The 15,606-nt window shown below is 39.1% G+C and carries 13 protein-coding genes; 4 read left to right on the forward strand and 9 right to left on the reverse strand.

What is annotated here, in order from left to right; all coding sequences use genetic code 11:
• Positions 1-64: 64 nt before the first annotated feature.
• Genes M1F14_RS00245 through M1F14_RS00255 form a run of 3 tightly spaced genes read right to left on the reverse strand, consistent with a single transcriptional unit; the run spans position 65 to position 3,776 of the window.
• Positions 65-1,633: an alpha/beta hydrolase-fold protein gene (locus tag M1F14_RS00245; protein ID WP_232370515.1), complete on the reverse strand. Its 1,569-nt coding sequence runs from the start codon at positions 1,631-1,633 to the stop codon at positions 65-67.
• 51 nt (positions 1,634-1,684) lie between these two features.
• Positions 1,685-2,311, reverse strand: coding sequence for a DUF3156 family protein (locus tag M1F14_RS00250; RefSeq protein WP_232370514.1), 627 nt, complete (start codon positions 2,309-2,311; stop codon positions 1,685-1,687).
• Positions 2,286-3,776, reverse strand: a complete 1,491-nt coding sequence (locus M1F14_RS00255) for an APC family permease (RefSeq protein WP_042849078.1) — start codon at positions 3,774-3,776, stop codon at positions 2,286-2,288. The genes M1F14_RS00250 and M1F14_RS00255 overlap by 26 nt, the downstream gene beginning before the upstream one ends.
• 397 nt (positions 3,777-4,173) lie before the next feature.
• Between M1F14_RS00255 and M1F14_RS00260 the strand changes: the two genes are divergently transcribed.
• Entirely contained in the window at positions 4,174-4,842 is a 669-nt protein-coding gene (locus M1F14_RS00260; protein ID WP_094301196.1) for a LuxR C-terminal-related transcriptional regulator, read from the forward strand.
• 2 nt (positions 4,843-4,844) lie between these two features.
• On the opposite strand, the gene M1F14_RS00265 is transcribed toward M1F14_RS00260, so the two are convergent.
• The 5 genes from M1F14_RS00265 to M1F14_RS00285 all read right to left on the reverse strand — a co-directional run bounded on the left by M1F14_RS00265 (position 4,845) and on the right by M1F14_RS00285 (position 10,024).
• A complete protein-coding gene (locus M1F14_RS00265) occupies positions 4,845-5,588 on the reverse strand; it encodes an SDR family oxidoreductase (protein WP_181469072.1) in 744 nt (247 codons plus the stop codon).
• Positions 5,589-5,713: 125 nt separating this feature from the next.
• Entirely contained in the window at positions 5,714-7,207 is a 1,494-nt protein-coding gene (locus M1F14_RS00270) for an aldehyde dehydrogenase family protein (protein WP_042849081.1), read from the reverse strand.
• A 28-nt stretch (positions 7,208-7,235) separates the two neighbouring features.
• Complete coding sequence (locus M1F14_RS00275; protein WP_042849082.1) at positions 7,236-7,604, reverse strand: cupin domain-containing protein; 369 nt, start codon at positions 7,602-7,604, stop codon at positions 7,236-7,238.
• Between the two features lie 49 nt (positions 7,605-7,653).
• Positions 7,654-8,958 (reverse strand): FAD-binding oxidoreductase, encoded by a 1,305-nt coding sequence (locus tag M1F14_RS00280; protein ID WP_042849083.1) that lies wholly within the window; start codon positions 8,956-8,958, stop codon positions 7,654-7,656.
• 319 nt (positions 8,959-9,277) lie between these two features.
• Positions 9,278-10,024 (reverse strand): helix-turn-helix transcriptional regulator, encoded by a 747-nt coding sequence (locus M1F14_RS00285; protein ID WP_042849084.1) that lies wholly within the window; start codon positions 10,022-10,024, stop codon positions 9,278-9,280.
• Positions 10,025-10,278: 254 nt separating this feature from the next.
• On the opposite strand from M1F14_RS00285, the gene M1F14_RS00290 reads away from it, so the two are divergent.
• The gene (locus tag M1F14_RS00290) at positions 10,279-11,223 is read left to right on the forward strand and encodes a nucleoside hydrolase (protein WP_181469071.1); all 945 of its coding nucleotides are present in this window, start codon (positions 10,279-10,281) and stop codon (positions 11,221-11,223) included.
• A 41-nt stretch (positions 11,224-11,264) separates the two neighbouring features.
• Here M1F14_RS00290 and M1F14_RS00295 read toward each other — a convergent pair whose 3' ends face one another.
• Positions 11,265-12,251, reverse strand: coding sequence for a glycosyltransferase (locus M1F14_RS00295; RefSeq protein ID WP_042849087.1), 987 nt, complete (start codon positions 12,249-12,251; stop codon positions 11,265-11,267).
• A gap of 293 nt (positions 12,252-12,544) precedes the next feature.
• On the opposite strand from M1F14_RS00295, the gene M1F14_RS00300 reads away from it, so the two are divergent.
• Both M1F14_RS00300 and narX read left to right on the forward strand, forming a co-directional pair.
• On the forward strand, positions 12,545-13,456 hold the full coding sequence (locus M1F14_RS00300; RefSeq protein WP_042849088.1) for a DUF808 domain-containing protein: 912 nt from the start codon (positions 12,545-12,547) through the stop codon (positions 13,454-13,456).
• Positions 13,457-13,840: 384 nt separating this feature from the next.
• Entirely contained in the window at positions 13,841-15,601 is a 1,761-nt protein-coding gene (narX, locus tag M1F14_RS00305) for a nitrate/nitrite two-component system sensor histidine kinase NarX (RefSeq protein ID WP_042849089.1), read from the forward strand.
• Positions 15,602-15,606: the final 5 nt, after the last annotated feature.

A 15,606-nucleotide genomic window follows, 5' to 3' on the forward strand; every position in this document is an offset into this window, starting at 1 on the left:
GGTTGTCATAAAAATGAAAAAGCAGCTCATTACAAGCTGCTTTAAGCACTAATCCGGTTATTGCTTACCACTGTGATGAGAGTTTCTTTGTGCCCTCATACAGTGTTTCACACCAAGAAATGTAATCATGGCCGCTGGGTAATTCTATTGCATCAACTTGGTAGCCTTTATGCTTTAATACGTCAAACAAGTGATAATGATTTTGAATAATTCCGCCCCAACTGCCTCTTTGTTCAAATAAACCCGCCTCAAGGAAAAATCGAATGGGTTGCTTCGGCATGGTTTCAATTTCCCGGATCAGCCATTCAGGGTCTTCCCCCTTTGGTGACCACCAATAAGACCCTGACATGCTTAACACATTGCCGAATACCTCCGGATGCTGTAAGGCATTCCAAGTTGCCCCAAGCCCTCCATAACTAGACCCCGCAATAATAGTGTGTTTAGCGTCCGCTTGGATTCCCTTTTTTACCAGTAACGGCATTAACTCATCCGCCAGCAATTGAGGGAAGTCATGATTAGGAGGCAGCTCTTCCCCACGACGTTCCGAACTTATGCTATCGACAAACACGATATCCATAGCTGGCAAATCACCGTTATTCATCCATTTATCAAAAAACTTCACCATTTGATAATTTTGTTGATAAATCTGACCATCTAACAACACTAACAGCGCAGGGTGTTTCATCGGCATATTTGCGCGATATACCGTAATTTCTCGTTCATTATTCAAAACACGGCTAGAAAGTGTAAAAGTTTCCAAACTTCCTTGAACTTGCGAGTGCTTTATTAATGGGAAATTACATTGGCGTATTTGTGGCGCTAATGACAATAAGGAGAAGCGGTTGTATTTATCTTCAGCTAAAGATGGAATAACGTTGGGGTTATACGGGTCAGCTTGTGCTGTCACTAATATTGCCTTACGCTGTGCGAAACCACCTTCAGGAACCATTGGGATATCAGGGGCAATTTTATATTGTGACAATGTCTTATCAGGGATAATAAAAGAGCGGTACCAAATATCAGTTCCCGCCAAATGCGCCATTCTTTCATGATTCCCCGATGGCGCTCCTAAAATATACGCATTGGATTTCGCCCCCCGCCATAAAAAAGTTGCTCGCTTTTGCGAACCAGCGAGATCCTCAATCAGTGGAGTTCCTTCTATCGCAACAGCTTGCCAGAAAGCGGCTGAGTCCCCATCGCTATAATACTCATCCAATAGGCTTTGCAACTTAGGGCTTACAGGCTCTCCCTCTTTTTTGATATCTAACGGCTGATAAGGTTTGACATCAAATTGCAGACGCCAAGGCTTCCCCGGCTCACCTTTCAAAGAAAGATAATAAACCCCATTTGTAGGGACTAAATAATCCGCAGAATGAGGCTCTTGCGCCGAACCATATTCTTGTAGAGTACGTATGGGTTGTTGCTTAGCGTCTAGTAATGTGACCTTGGAAACCCCCTCTCCACGTTGCTTGATAAAATTTTGCTGTGATGCTTCAAAAAATAAACAGCTATCCCCCTTACTGTTATGCACCCCTTCGGCAGTAGAAAGCTCCGCTAAACGAATACAGTCTGAAGAGGTTGCGATAGCTGCTGAAGAAAACAAAATACACCCTAAAAGTGGCAAAGATTTCACATCTCATTCCAATGAATCAATTGATAATAATAATTATTACTATCAAAGAACTTATTCAAACTCAACGGATAATCCGTTTTTTTCCATCAGTTGGCTAATTAACTGTAATGCGCTCAATAAACGATGACGTTGCTTGCTCTCCAGCCTCAGATAACGTCGTGTTGCAGGAATACGACTGACCATCTCTGATGCAGTAAAAGGTTCAATCTCACAACGCCACTGACCATGATTAAGCTCTATTTGGCATCGGTTAAAATCCAACTCTTCTAATGTTTGCCGAATAATGGGATATTCATTCAACCAGCCAATAACCTTAGCCCCATCTATTTGTTTAGATACAAAATGGATATGTTTTTTCCTTACACTTCCTCGCGTTTTTACTTCAATTTTTGCATTAATATCCTGATGACAAATACCAGAAACGGCAAAACGGCTATATACAATAAAAGCAAGAAACAGCTTTCTTGGGCGTTCAGTGACTTCAATCGTTAATTCAGGTTGTAATTGAATAAGGAGCGCTCCCGGTGCCCGCCATTCACACGGATAAGGAAGCATATCTCGCTCAATACGATTAAGTGTTAGCCCAGTTTGATAGCCCACTGGTAAACGTTTTTTGGTTAATCTGCTGCCTAGCCGCTGCCATAGCGAATATTTAGGCGAGGTTGCGTAATGGCTCAAGTTGGCCTCCCTCAATTTCTTCATCTCGGAATGAGTTTGATAGGACTGACTCTACACTTAGCGGTTTGAATGGGTTAACTTTTTGCACAAAAACCGTCCAAATTAAGGCATAACCAGCAGTTAAACCTAACATTATTGCAAAGGGAATATATACATCAGACTTACTCATACCCGGTGGAGTGATATAAACAATGGCTAAAATAATGCCCACACTCGAAATAATCTGTGGCAGAGGGAAGAATGGTGAACGATAAGCGCGGTGTAAATCAGGGCGACGGATACGCAATAGCACCACGGAAATAGTTACCAATAAATAAGCAACTCCCCAAGAGCACACAGCGGCTAATACTAAAGGAATGATGCGGTCAAGATCGCCTTGGATAGCAAAGGCGTGTAAACAAGGGATCATCACAGCAACTAAAATACCAAATACTGGTGTTTTAAAGCGTGGGTGTAAGTAAGCAAAGATGCGAGGTAATGCACCATCAAGTGCCATCCCGTAAAGAATACGCGGTACTGCGGCCATTAAAGTATTGATTGTGGCTCCACCAGCAAGTAAAAGTGCCACACCAATCCAATATTTACCAAACTCACCCATCACTAATTCCGCAAATGCTGGAATAGCCATTGGTGTTTCCAATAAACGGGTTCCCGTTTGTGGGTCAACCACCACATTTTCCACTTGGTTCGCTAATGCGGCTCCAAATAGCACCATACACAGAGCGACACAGAACAACCCTGTTGTCATTGCCCGCGGAATAACTTTGGCTGAGTTTTTAATCTCAGGCGCCATTGGTGTCACTAACTCACACCCTACAAACATGAACATGGCCATTCCAATAAAACTCAGTACTAATGTTGGGTCTGTATTCAATGGTTGACCAAACCAACCATCCGTCTGTACATGAAATGGTAATAACAAGCCGCTTATGCTGAAGATCACTAATGTAGACCACATAGCAAACGTCAGCACAACTTCCACCTTACCAAAAGCTTCGATCCCAAAAGCGTTTAAAATACCAAAAGTAACAACAAGCCCAACACCAACCATCCACGAGGAATTACTGGTTTCTAAAACCGTATTTAAATGCTCAAAATTAACCAACGCCATAATTCCAGAAAGAATTGTTTCGGCCGTTCCAGCAAAGACATGCACTATTAAATAGGCAGAAAGCGCCCCAGTAATTGCCCAGAAGCGCCCCATTCCACAAGAAATATAATCATATACCGAACCTGATGTTGGTAGGATTGCAGCAGCTTCAGAAAATGTTGTTAGCTGAGCTTGCATCATAATAAAACTCAACAACACCGCTAAAGCAAAAGTATCACCGCCAATGCCGAATCCACTAATAACCGTTAAGATAACAGGACTAGCCATAATCAAACCGGCAGAACTTGCCAATGTTGTAGGAAAGCCAACTTTCCCATTCTCTAGATGTGACGACAATTTTGAGGATAAATTCATTTTTCTTCCCTCTCGCTCCATACACAGTCATGAATGTGAATTTTTTGTAAAAATATAGTGACTGAATTGCCACTATAAAAATAAGCACAAACGACTCGCTATCGTTCTAAAGGACGATACCCAGAGAGAGGGGGGAACCAAAAAACAGCGCAAAAAGTACCAACAACTGAATCAAAAAATAGATAATTAATTAGATATCAATGCATAACAAAAAAACGCTTTGTTAATATATTAATAATAAGTTCACTAAAGATACCCAAAAGCAATAGAGCATTATTGGATGGGTTTTAACGATTTTTAAATACTGCAAGCAACCTCACGTTATTAACATGTTTACTTTATGTTAATATCAATAAGGCGCATGATAATAATTCGATTGGCTACGGAAGGTAATATGATGAGCTCTTTATTGTTTAGCCCTCACCAACAAACATTGATTGATTGCTGCCTAAATACGATTGCTCATATTATTCCTATATCAGCATCCGTGTATTATCTGGTTAATGACCACTGGCAACCCGATAACTATATACTTTATGGGGTTCCCGCAAAAATGCACCAAGATTATCTTGCCTGTTTTTATCAGCTAGATCCTTTACACCCGAATAACTTTCGTAGCAGTGACTTACGCTTAGTGAGAATGGGGGCGGAGGCACGTCAGCAAAATCAGGCATTCTTCCATGACTTTATGCAACCAAATAATATGACGGATATGGCTGAAATCTTTATTCGGCGGAAAAATAAGATTATTGCTGGAATTTCAATCATGCGAGATAGCCCTTTTAGCCAACAAGAAATCATGCGGTTAAATGCAATTTTACCTGTTGCAGAGCTAATGACATTTGATGTGCTGCCTGATTCCTTAGTTTCTTATACTCCTAAAGAACAAGAAATTATCCACTTAGTACGAGAAGGTGCAAGCAACAAACGTATTGCATTATTATTAGGTGTATCTCTGTCTACGGTAAAAACGCATTTGCGGAATATTTTTACCAAAGCACAAGTCACCAACCGGACAGAACTTGTTTCATCAGGGTTCATTATTCGCCAAGAAAAGCATTTTTAGCCCTAACGGCCACCAGCCGCATCAATTATTGTCCCTGTGACATAGGATGAAGCATCACTCAGTAACCAAGTGATAATCTCCGCAATTTCCCTAGGCTCTCCACCTCTTTTCATCGGTAACTGTGCCGCAATGCGATCCACTCGACCTTCCTCACCACCATCCTTATGCATCTGTGTATAGATATAGCCAGGGCGTACACCATTCACACGAATACCTAGCTCAGCCAGTTCTAATGACAACCCTTTCGTAATAGAGTCCACAGCACCTTTAGAAGCCGCATAATCAATATACTCCCCCGCAGCCCCTAACCGAGCCGCAGCTGAGGAAACATTAACAATGGCTTTATTTTGAAATTGATTAAAGAAACGGGCATGCTTAATGAATTCTCTGCAACAAATCAGTAGCCCAGTTACGTTAGTCGCCAGCACCTTATTAATACGTTCCGCTGACAACCCCTCAGTAGTCGATTGTTGAAATAAAACACCGGCATTATTGACTAAAAAATGAAGGTCACCGTACTGTTGCCTGATAGAGTTGAATAGCTTAACAACATCACTTTCATCACTAATATCACATTGAAATGCATCAGCCATACCACCCGAGGCTTGGATTTCCCTAACAAGATTTTCTGCGGACTGTTGGTCACTTTTATAATTGACCAACACATGCATACCTAGGCTTGCTAACTGGATGGCGGTAGCACGGCCAATCCCCCTGCTCCCCCCTGTAATCAACACTTTTTGCATTAGGTTATCTACCAGTAATGATAATTAACCTATCTTAACCATAACTTGCACTCTATGCGCAATAAAATACAAAAAACCCGGCTTAATCGCCGGGAAATATTGATTAATTTCATGTTAGCTAAATACTAATAACGCACCATGACAGATTTTAACTCGGTGTAATACTCGATAAAGGCACTACCAAACTCACGCCCAACCCCTGATGACTTAATTCCACCAAAAGGCACTGCTGGGTCAAGGAAGGTATGCATATTCACCCAAACAGTCCCCGCTTCAATTTGTGAAATCATGCGCATCGCTTTACTTAGGTCATTAGTCCATAAGCTAGCCGCTAAACCAAATGGAGTACTATTCATTAACTCAATAAGTTCATCTTCATTGTCATAACTGAGGAATGTCCCTACAGGGCCAAATGTTTCTTCCTTCATCAACGCATCATCTGGGCTATTTGCACGAATAATGGTTGGCGGTACAAAATAACCTGTACCAGCAATAGGCTGGCCGCCATAAATAATTTCATTACCCTCTTGGCGTGCTTTTTCAAATAAAGCGAGAATTTTTTCATAATGCGCTTTATTTGCGAGTGGCCCCATTTCTGTTGTTTCATCTAACGGCGCCCCCACTTTCATCACAGACAAGCGGGCTTTTAACTCAGTTAATACGGGTTCCATTAACTTAGATGGAATATAGAAACGCTCCGCGGCTGCACAAATTTGCCCCTGATTCAGATATCCAGCCTCAATGATGCCATTGACTATTTTTTCAACGGGTAAATCCGCTAAGAATGCAGCGCCATTTTTACCACCTAACTCAAGCGTAACACGGGTTAATTTTCCTTCCATTGCGGTACGCCCTACCGCTAGCCCCGTTGGTACAGAACCCGTAAATGTCACTTTGGAACATAGAGGATGATGGATCAGTGCAGGCCCAACTTCACGACCTCCACCATTAATGATGTTAATAACCCCGTCTGGGATACCTGCTTCTTTTGCTAGCTCAACTACCCTTAACATCGTTAAAGGGGTAAATTCACTCGGCTTTAACACAATGGTACAACCGCAAGTTAATGCAGCGGCTAATTTCCAAATAGAAATCATTATGGAAAAATTCCAAGGAATAATACCTGCTACTACCCCAACAGGCTCCCGCTGTGTAAATGCCGTGTATTTTTCACCATTAAATGAAGGCAATGAAACATTGAGAGTCTCACCACTGATTTTCGTTGCCCAACCAGCAAAATAACGTAAAAATTGTGCGGACGAACCCACTTCAAGAAAACGAGAAAGCTGAATTGTTTTCCCTGAACAAAGGGTTTCTAGCTGAGCCAGTTCTTCAAGATGTTTCTCAAACAAATCAGCAAGGCGGTTTAAGCAATTCCCTCTCTCCATCGGTGTTGTATTTGCCCAAGCCCCTTTGAATGCAGCATGAGCAGCTTCCATTGCTGCATCAACGTCTGCTAATGTGCCTTCTTTCACTTTCGCAATGACTTGCTCAGTGGCTGGATTAACGACATTAAAAAAAGTATCGCCCATGCCAGAAACCGGCAACCCGTTGATAAAATGGCCATGTTGACGTTTCAGAAATTCACTGACCTCTGGTAATAGGGTTAACTCACTCATCGTTATCACTCCACTTAATAGGAATTAATTAGGCATTGACACAAGCTAGGTAATGTTTGACAAAACGCGGGGCATCAATTTCCCACAAAACTTCTGTCCCTTTCGCTGCAAACCATGTATCACCCTTATGATATTCAACCGTTACACCCGTTTTCACATCGGTTAATTTGACTGAACCTTCGTGAACGGTCGCCATTTCATCAAATGGGTATACCATTTTGAACTTACCTTTTGTACAAGCGAAAATTCCACATGTCAGATTATCAGTGGGTTCGCCATGTATCATCGCAACACTCGCTTGAGGATCGCCCTCGACAACTACAGACCCTAAGTTTGTAACACTACCTACATTCAGTAATTCCGGCAGTGGTTTATTCAATAATAATGGACTAATCATGATTTTTACCTTTAATCAATTTTAATAAAATAGATGGACTGATAACGAACTAGCGCCGCCCCTGCCAATAACCCGATGTTTGATGCATAATTTTGGCAAGTGAAACAATGACATTACGCATGCTATCTTTACCAATAATGTTGGCATGAGGAATAGAGCTCATTAAGTCATAACGATGCGAACCTTCCACCATCCCCTCAGCAAGAACTTTACAGACAATTTGGCTAGGCGTGACACCGAAACCGGAATACCCTTGAGCATAAAACACATTTTTATGCTGTGGTAATGTACCAATTTGGGGAAATAAATTTGCACTACAGGCCATTGGCCCCCCCCAAGCAAGTTCGATTTTGACATCTTTGAGGTAAGGAAAGACTTTTAACATTAAATTCCGGTTCCATGCTTTAAGATCAGATGGAATGTACTCAAGGAAATGCGTCGAACTGCCAAATAATAAACGGTTTTCATTCGTCACACGGTAGTAATCAATTACAGGGCGAATGTCACTATATGCGCCTCGGATTGGGCTGATCTGTTCAATTAGCTCGTCCGGCAATTCTTCCGTCATTAATTGATATGCGTAAGTATTAATCGTTTTAGGGTAAATTGTTGGTTCAAGACCGTTTAAGAACGAATCGCAAGCCCATAACATTTTTTGGGCTTTAACCGTGCCCATCGCCGTTCTTACCGTGATGGTATTTCCATACTCAACATTTAATACTTGGCTATTTTCAAAAATTTTAGCGCCATAAATTTCACTTATTGCTTTTGCTTCACCCAATAGCAAATTCAATGAATGAACATGCCCACCCCCCATGTGTTTGATACCACAGGTATAAGCATCAGAACCGATAATCTGTTTCAGTTCTGTACCACTATAGAATTCAATTTCCTCATCGGGATCAACGGATTTAAAATCCTTTAGCCAACCACGTAAGGTTTTTTCTTGGCGCTTGTTGCTACCTAAATAAGCGTAACCGCGGCAGAAATCAGCATCGATATCATATTTAGCGATACGCTCACGCATGATCCCAGCCCCCATGTTACTGAGCTTAAAGATCGTTTCTAACCCTTCAGGGCCAACATATTTTTTAATTGCATCAATATCATGGCCAATACCTGCCATAACTTGGCCGCCATTACGCCCAGAACCACCATAGCCTAGGTGACGCCCCTCCAAGATAGCAATATTGGTAATACCTTTTTCACACAACTCGAGTGCCGTGTGGACCCCTGAAAAGCCACCACCAATAATGACAACATCCACATCAAGATCTTCTTTTAATGTAGGAAAGCGTAAGTCATATTTCTTAGTTGCAGCATAATAAGTTAGTGATTCTACTTGGTTATTCATAACGGATACCCTGTTTAGTATCTTTCGATAACCTGATTATCTTAACCTTGCATTAACAATTACATAGCCCTTTAGGGACATTCGAAACATAAAGTTAACATTTGTGACGTGAGTAGAATATTTATATAAAAATAAAATTTAGTAAAGTTTATTTTTTTAAATAAAATTCAATTAATTAGATAATTATTGCCATATTAATAATATAACAATTTATGAGTTGAAATACTTAAAAGTATTCTAATAAATATTAGATAAAACTAACACCATGATAAATAAACTAAATAATTCTAATATTTTGAGGTAAGGAAATTCACCCTACCTATTGAATTGGCCTATTCATAAATAAGTTAAATAATTCAGCTTGCGAATTAATATCTAATTTCTGGTAAATATTCTTACGATGATTTTTGACTGTCCCTAAACTGATAAAAAGCGACTGTGCAATCTGTGGGGAGCCTTTACCAGCAAGGATCAGTTCAACAACCTCACACTCTCTTGGGGTTAACCCAAACCGCGTTTGCATATCCGCATTTCGGTAATGATGAGAAACTGCATGAGGAGAGACTTCTTTATGAAGCCTAGCCATACTACGAATAATATCGCAAGCATCTTTAAGTGGGGCTTGTGTATGCTTTCCTGAGAAGAAAGGTCTATCTTCGTTACCAAAAAAGATCCCTAGTTGCCTACCTGTTGAGATTTCTAACAATAAACCCGCTTCATCACACCAACCCGTTTTACGATAGAAATTAAGATAATAATCAGTGTGATAAAAACCTTTAGGTGCCAATTCTTTTAGCGTGAGTACCGTCGAAGCGCCCCCTTTCTGGATTTCTTGATAGAATGGGTCCATTAAATAAGCACCTCGCTGATAGATCCTATTAACACTATCACTATTGCGACGTTCGACTTTAGATAGAAATCGAGGAGGCGCACCTTTCTCAAAAGAATATACAATCGCATTATCAAATGTGATGAATGAAGATAACCATGATAATAAATTAGGGTAAAACTGGTTAGTTGCAACAGAATCAATTACATCTGGCAATTTATTGAGATAATTATCCATGCTCCCTCCTAGTTTATTAACTTATTAATAAAGTGTATTTATACTCCAAGCTAAAGGATATAAGAAACACATAATCTTTATAAACTCAACATGATTGTTATTAATATGTTAATTATGTCACTATGATATTAGTAACATTAATGAATAGTTTCATTACATTAGTATTCATTAAAATGAAGCTTAAATCACAAAATAATAAATAAATCCTTATATTATGTTAATCAAAAGTAAATAACATAATAAAAGGAGCAAAAATGCAGAAATACAAAATTATTTTAGATTGTGATCCTGGACATGATGATGCTATGGCTATCTTTTTGGCGTTAGGTAACCCAAATATAGATTTACTCGCTGTCACGACTGTCGTTGGAAACCAAACTCTAGACAAAGTGACTCACAACGCACGCGCAATTATGGAATTCGTTGGTGCAAATAATATCCCTATAGCTGCTGGCTGCCCTCGTCCCTTAGTAAGGACAATACAAACTGCCCCTGAAGTTCATGGAAGCACAGGGCTTGATGGGACACACCTTCCAGAGCCAACACAGCCAATTGACCAACGCCATGCTGTCGATTTGATCATCGATACAATCAAATCTCATTCCCCTAAAACAATTACTCTCGTTCCTATTGGTGGATTAACAAATATTGCTTTAGCCATCAGAAAAGCACCTGAAATTGTAGAGTTAGTAAAAGAAGTCGTTCTGATGGGGGGAGGCTACCATACCGGTAATCGCTCTGCTGTAGCTGAATTTAATATCATCATAGACCCTGAAGCCGCCCATATTGTATTTAATGAAAAATGGCCGATTACCATGGTTGGATTAGACCTCACCCACCAGGCTAGGCCAAATGATCTAATTATGGAACAAATTGCTCGTTTGAATACACCAATTAGCCAATTTGTTGTGGAATCCCTAAATTACTACACAACAGGTTATCGCCAACGTAATGGTTATAGCGACCATGCACCTGTCCATGACCTTTGTGCCGTCGCTTATGTTATTAACCCATCGATAATGGAAACAGTTAAAGCGCCAATTGATATCGAGTTACAAGGTACTTTAACTACAGGGATGACTGTCACTGATTTTCGTATGCCGGCCAAAGCCGAATGCCATACACAAGTTGCCACAAAGCTCGATAACCCAAAACTATGGGAAATGTTTATAAATTCCCTTAAGCAATTAGGTAAATAAATAATGAAAAGGTAGCCTCTGTCAGCTACCTTTTCAAAAGATTATGATTTAAGGATTTCTTTTAATTTGGTATAGCGCCTAATTAAACGCCACTTAAGTTTTACTGTCGTCGCATGTTCCCATACTACTTGCCAGTAACCTTTATCAAAAAACTGCTGCACCATCTCTTTTTGTGTTTCAGGTGACTTAATTGCCAGTAAGGCTTGGATCACCCCTAAGCCTTCCTTACCAACCTGCCATAAGCAAGCTGGTGCTTGTTTGACTTGCTCAGGATAGCGCCGATAAATATCTAGCAACATATCAATGATTTTCAAATAAGTGTTTATCTTACGAACTGAGCGTTCATCACCCGTCAATGAGTGAGAAACTGATTGGTTATGGATCAAATAACGATAATACTGTTCATTAATAAATTGCACACGTTTTGCTACTAACAAAACTTCAGTCGTCCAAGGAATATCTTGATGATGCAACTTAGGCTCAAAGAAAAAATCATGTTGGCGTAACATCTCTAAACGGTATAAGTTCAACCAAGTCACATGTAAAAACTTACGTGAGCTTAACCCTTTTTCAAGCCATTCAGGACCAGATATCACCCCCGTAGAGGGTACTTTGTTTGGTGGGAAAATAGCCTTCGGTGCGTCACCATTGGTATAAACATATGTCCCATTACAGGTTGCAACGTCTAGGTCTCCAGATAATGCGATTTCTAATAGACGTCCATACATTTTAGGGTTAATTTCATCGTCTATATCAGGAAATGTAATATATTTCCCCGTTGCTTCAGCCATTCCAGTATTACGAGCAACCGAAACACCTTGATTTTCCTGAGATAATACTTTGAAACAAGCAAACTTATCTGCATAAGCATTGATAACGCTTTCACTATCATCCTTAGAGCCATCATTAACAACAATAAGCTCCCAGTTCTCTAATTTTTGCGCTATTAAACTTTCAAAAAACTGAGGTAGAAATTTTTCACCATTATAAACGGCAACAACAATGCTCAAAACTGGCTGAGAAGACATGTATTAACCTTATACCAATCTACTTAAAATTATTTATAACCCAAAGTGGTTAAGTCAGACCGAAAGACCAACTATAAATGTGTTACTTCACTAAAATTAATTAGTTAGAAACACAAAAAACGCATTGGTTCCATTGTCATAAAAATTTAATAATTCAATGCGCGGCATTTTTAACTGTAATGGTATTATTAAATTTTATAGATTATGGTTAATACCAAGTGAACTAATTATCGCTAAACCAACCTAATAAACATTAACTACACCTTAAAAAAGAAAATAATGAGGATATTATTTTGGCTGGAAGCAGTTTACTCACATTACTTGATGATATTGCCGCAGTGTTAGACGATGTTTCCGTCATGACTAAAATGGCAGCTAAAAAAACATCTGGCGTTTTGGGTGATGACCTCGCTTTAAATGCTCAGCAAGTCACAGGAGTACGGGCTGACAGAGAACTTCCTGTTGTTTGGTCAGTTGCTAAAGGCTCGTTTATTAATAAATTGATACTTGTCCCTTTAGCACTACTAATTAGTGCCTTTTTACCTTGGGCTATTACACCATTACTTATGCTTGGTGGGGCTTACCTATGTTTTGAAGGTGCAGAGAAAATTGCACATAAGTTATTGCACCCCGAAACAAAAACAGCCGCTACTATGCAAAAACAATTATCTCCTGAAATGCTTAGCGAGTTTGAAAGTAAAAAAATCAAAGGTGCTATCCGTACTGACTTTGTACTATCTGCTGAAATCATTGCAATAACATTAGGGATTGTTTCTTCAACGACCTTTATGAATCAAGTTATTGTGCTTTCTATTATTGCGATTGTAATGACAATAGGTGTTTATGGGCTAGTCGCAGGTATTGTTAAATTAGATGACTTAGGGTTTTACTTGCAGAAGAAAGCATCTACAGCACTAAAAAAATGTGGCAATGCTTTAATTTATATCACACCATATCTAATGAAAACCTTATCTATTGTAGGCACAGCCGCAATGTTCATGGTTGGTGGTGGTATTTTGACACATGGTATTAGTTACATTTCAGAATGGATCGATGAAATTGCTTTTACCGCAATTTTGACCCCTATTATTGGCAGTACAATGCAGTTTGTCTTACCTACCATTATTAATTTATTTTTTGGTTTAATCGTAGGTTTACTTCTAGTTGCAATAATCAATTTATTCAAAAAACTTAAAAAAAGTTAACCTCAAAAATAAGATAGCACAGACGGTTGAGTGCTATCTTTCTCTCCATTGTTTACCATTTTTATTTGTTCGCTATAAATTTAATTGCATATCGCGTTACAAACATAAGCAAACTGATCTAAATCAAAAGAAATTCATCTTTAATTTACGTTATAATACGTAGATGTGTATTTTAGAATATAACAAAAAAATAGATTAACCATTAAATATCAATTAGTTGAAATCATCAGTATATATATTAAAGCTTAATTTTTTGCTTTAGCGCTCACACCACCGAAAAAATATACCACCAAAGTAGTATATTTAATATTATGCTCTTTATGAACAATACTAGGTGTTCAAGCTTTTTAATTTACTATGAGCTTTATTTTTGAGGAAGGAAAAATGCCGACTCTGTATCGTCGCTTTTCAATTATTAACCAAGTAATCGGCCTGATGCTACTTATTGCGATCTTGGGGATTATTGGAATGACGATTTCAAATCGTATGATTATTAGCGTCCAAGGCAATGCCCATGCAATAAATAAATCAGGCTCCTTAAGAATGCAAAGCTACAGGTTACTTTCCTTAGTACCATTAAATACTCAAAATCAACGTTATCTAGGCATATTAGAAAATGATTTAGTAAGCCCAGAACTAACACAAGTAGTAAAAGTCGAAAATTTAACCCCCCAATTTAATGAACTTCATAATTATTGGCTACATACACTGAAACCAGCGCTAATGGCTGCTGAGTCACCAAATGATGCAAGATACGAAGTAATATCATTCGTTAATAAGCTTGATGAACTAGTCCATAATATTGATGAAAAAACAGAAAGAAAAATTGCTTATGTCGCAATGACCCAGCTCGTTTTTATTAGTTTAGTTTTTTTGTTATTAATGGGAACAATGTGGCACCTAAGACGGAAAATTTATTACCCATGGGTAAAATTATTGTCAATGGTGACTGCTATTGGCCAAAAAGATTTTAGTCAGCGCTACCCTAAAAATCACCAACAAGATGAGTTAAACGCTTTGGGTGAAACACTTAACCAAATGTCCGATGAGTTGGCTCAAAGTTACCATCAATTAGAGGAAAGGGTCGCAGAAAAAACAGCGGACCTGATGACAAAAAATCGCGTTTTATCTTATTTATATCAATCAAACCAAATCTTACATTCTTCGGAGCCTCTGTATTCACGCTTACAAAAAGTGCTGATTGAGCTCAAAAATATTACCCTATTAAAAAATCTCAGCTTACGGTTATACGAAGAAAGTAATGATGCCTATTTTCATGAAATATGTTGTGATTCAATAGGGCTATCTGAATTAGATAATCATGTTACAAAACAACCCTCCTCGATAATAAAAAAAGCAATAACTATGCAGTGGGATTTGTCTGACAACATGCACCGATATGGTGTCATCATCGGTGAAATTGAAGATACAGAAGTCCTTTCAGATGAACAAAGCAATCTAGTTTCTGTATTGGCCAAGCAAATTTCAGGCATGTTAGCAATGGAGCATCAAATAGAGCAACAACAACAGCTATTGATAATGGATGAGCGCTCAGCCATTGCTCGTGAGCTTCATGACTCTATAGCTCAATCATTATCCTGCTTAAAAATGCAAATTAGCTATTTGCAATTGCAACCTGAACCATTACCAGAAAGGCCTCAACAGTTGTTAACTGAAATGCGCAGTGAGATTAATACCGCGTATAGTCAGTTAAGAGAGTTATTAACCACCTTTAGGCTTAAATTAACTGAGCCTGGGCTCTTACCCTCTCTAGAGAGTACAATCAGCGAATTCAGTGAACGAATGGGCTATTCAATAGGATTAAATTATAACCTACCAGCGAAAAGTATTTCGCCACACCAATCAATCCATATTATACAAATAATCCGAGAAGCCCTTAGTAATATCCTAAAACATGCAAATGCTAAGCGGGCTGAAGTATCATTAAGTCAACATGCGGGTATCGCTAGCATTACTATTACTGATGATGGCACTGGAATCTCATCTAATGCTGATAAACTTAACCATTATGGGCTAATTATTATGAGGGAAAGGGCACTGAGTCTTAAGGGTGAGTGTTCTATTATTTCTAGAGAGCAAGGGGGAACTCAAGTTAAAGTGACTTTCCCTTTACCTGACGCTTAAAACAC

The sequence above is a fragment of the Providencia sp. PROV003 genome (assembly GCF_045040775.1).
GTDB lineage: Bacteria > Pseudomonadota > Gammaproteobacteria > Enterobacterales > Enterobacteriaceae > Providencia > Providencia huashanensis.

Bases quoted from the DNA above. Each gene is read 5' to 3' on its own strand.
- M1F14_RS00260 (WP_094301196.1), top strand. From the start codon at position 4,174: ATGAGCTCTTTATTGTTTAGCCCTCACCAACAAACATTGATTGATTGC.
- M1F14_RS00280 (WP_042849083.1), bottom strand. From the start codon at position 8,958: ATGAATAACCAAGTAGAATCACTAACTTATTATGCTGCAACTAAGAAA.
- M1F14_RS00265 (WP_181469072.1), bottom strand. From the start codon at position 5,588: ATGCAAAAAGTGTTGATTACAGGGGGGAGCAGGGGGATTGGCCGTGCT.
- M1F14_RS00275 (WP_042849082.1), bottom strand. From the start codon at position 7,604: ATGATTAGTCCATTATTATTGAATAAACCACTGCCGGAATTACTGAAT.
- M1F14_RS00290 (WP_181469071.1), top strand. From the start codon at position 10,279: ATGCAGAAATACAAAATTATTTTAGATTGTGATCCTGGACATGATGAT.
- M1F14_RS00285 (WP_042849084.1), bottom strand. From the start codon at position 10,024: ATGGATAATTATCTCAATAAATTGCCAGATGTAATTGATTCTGTTGCA.
- M1F14_RS00270 (WP_042849081.1), bottom strand. From the start codon at position 7,207: ATGAGTGAGTTAACCCTATTACCAGAGGTCAGTGAATTTCTGAAACGT.
- M1F14_RS00295 (WP_042849087.1), bottom strand. From the start codon at position 12,251: ATGTCTTCTCAGCCAGTTTTGAGCATTGTTGTTGCCGTTTATAATGGT.
- narX (WP_042849089.1), top strand. From the start codon at position 13,841: ATGCCGACTCTGTATCGTCGCTTTTCAATTATTAACCAAGTAATCGGC.
- M1F14_RS00255 (WP_042849078.1), bottom strand. From the start codon at position 3,776: ATGAATTTATCCTCAAAATTGTCGTCACATCTAGAGAATGGGAAAGTT.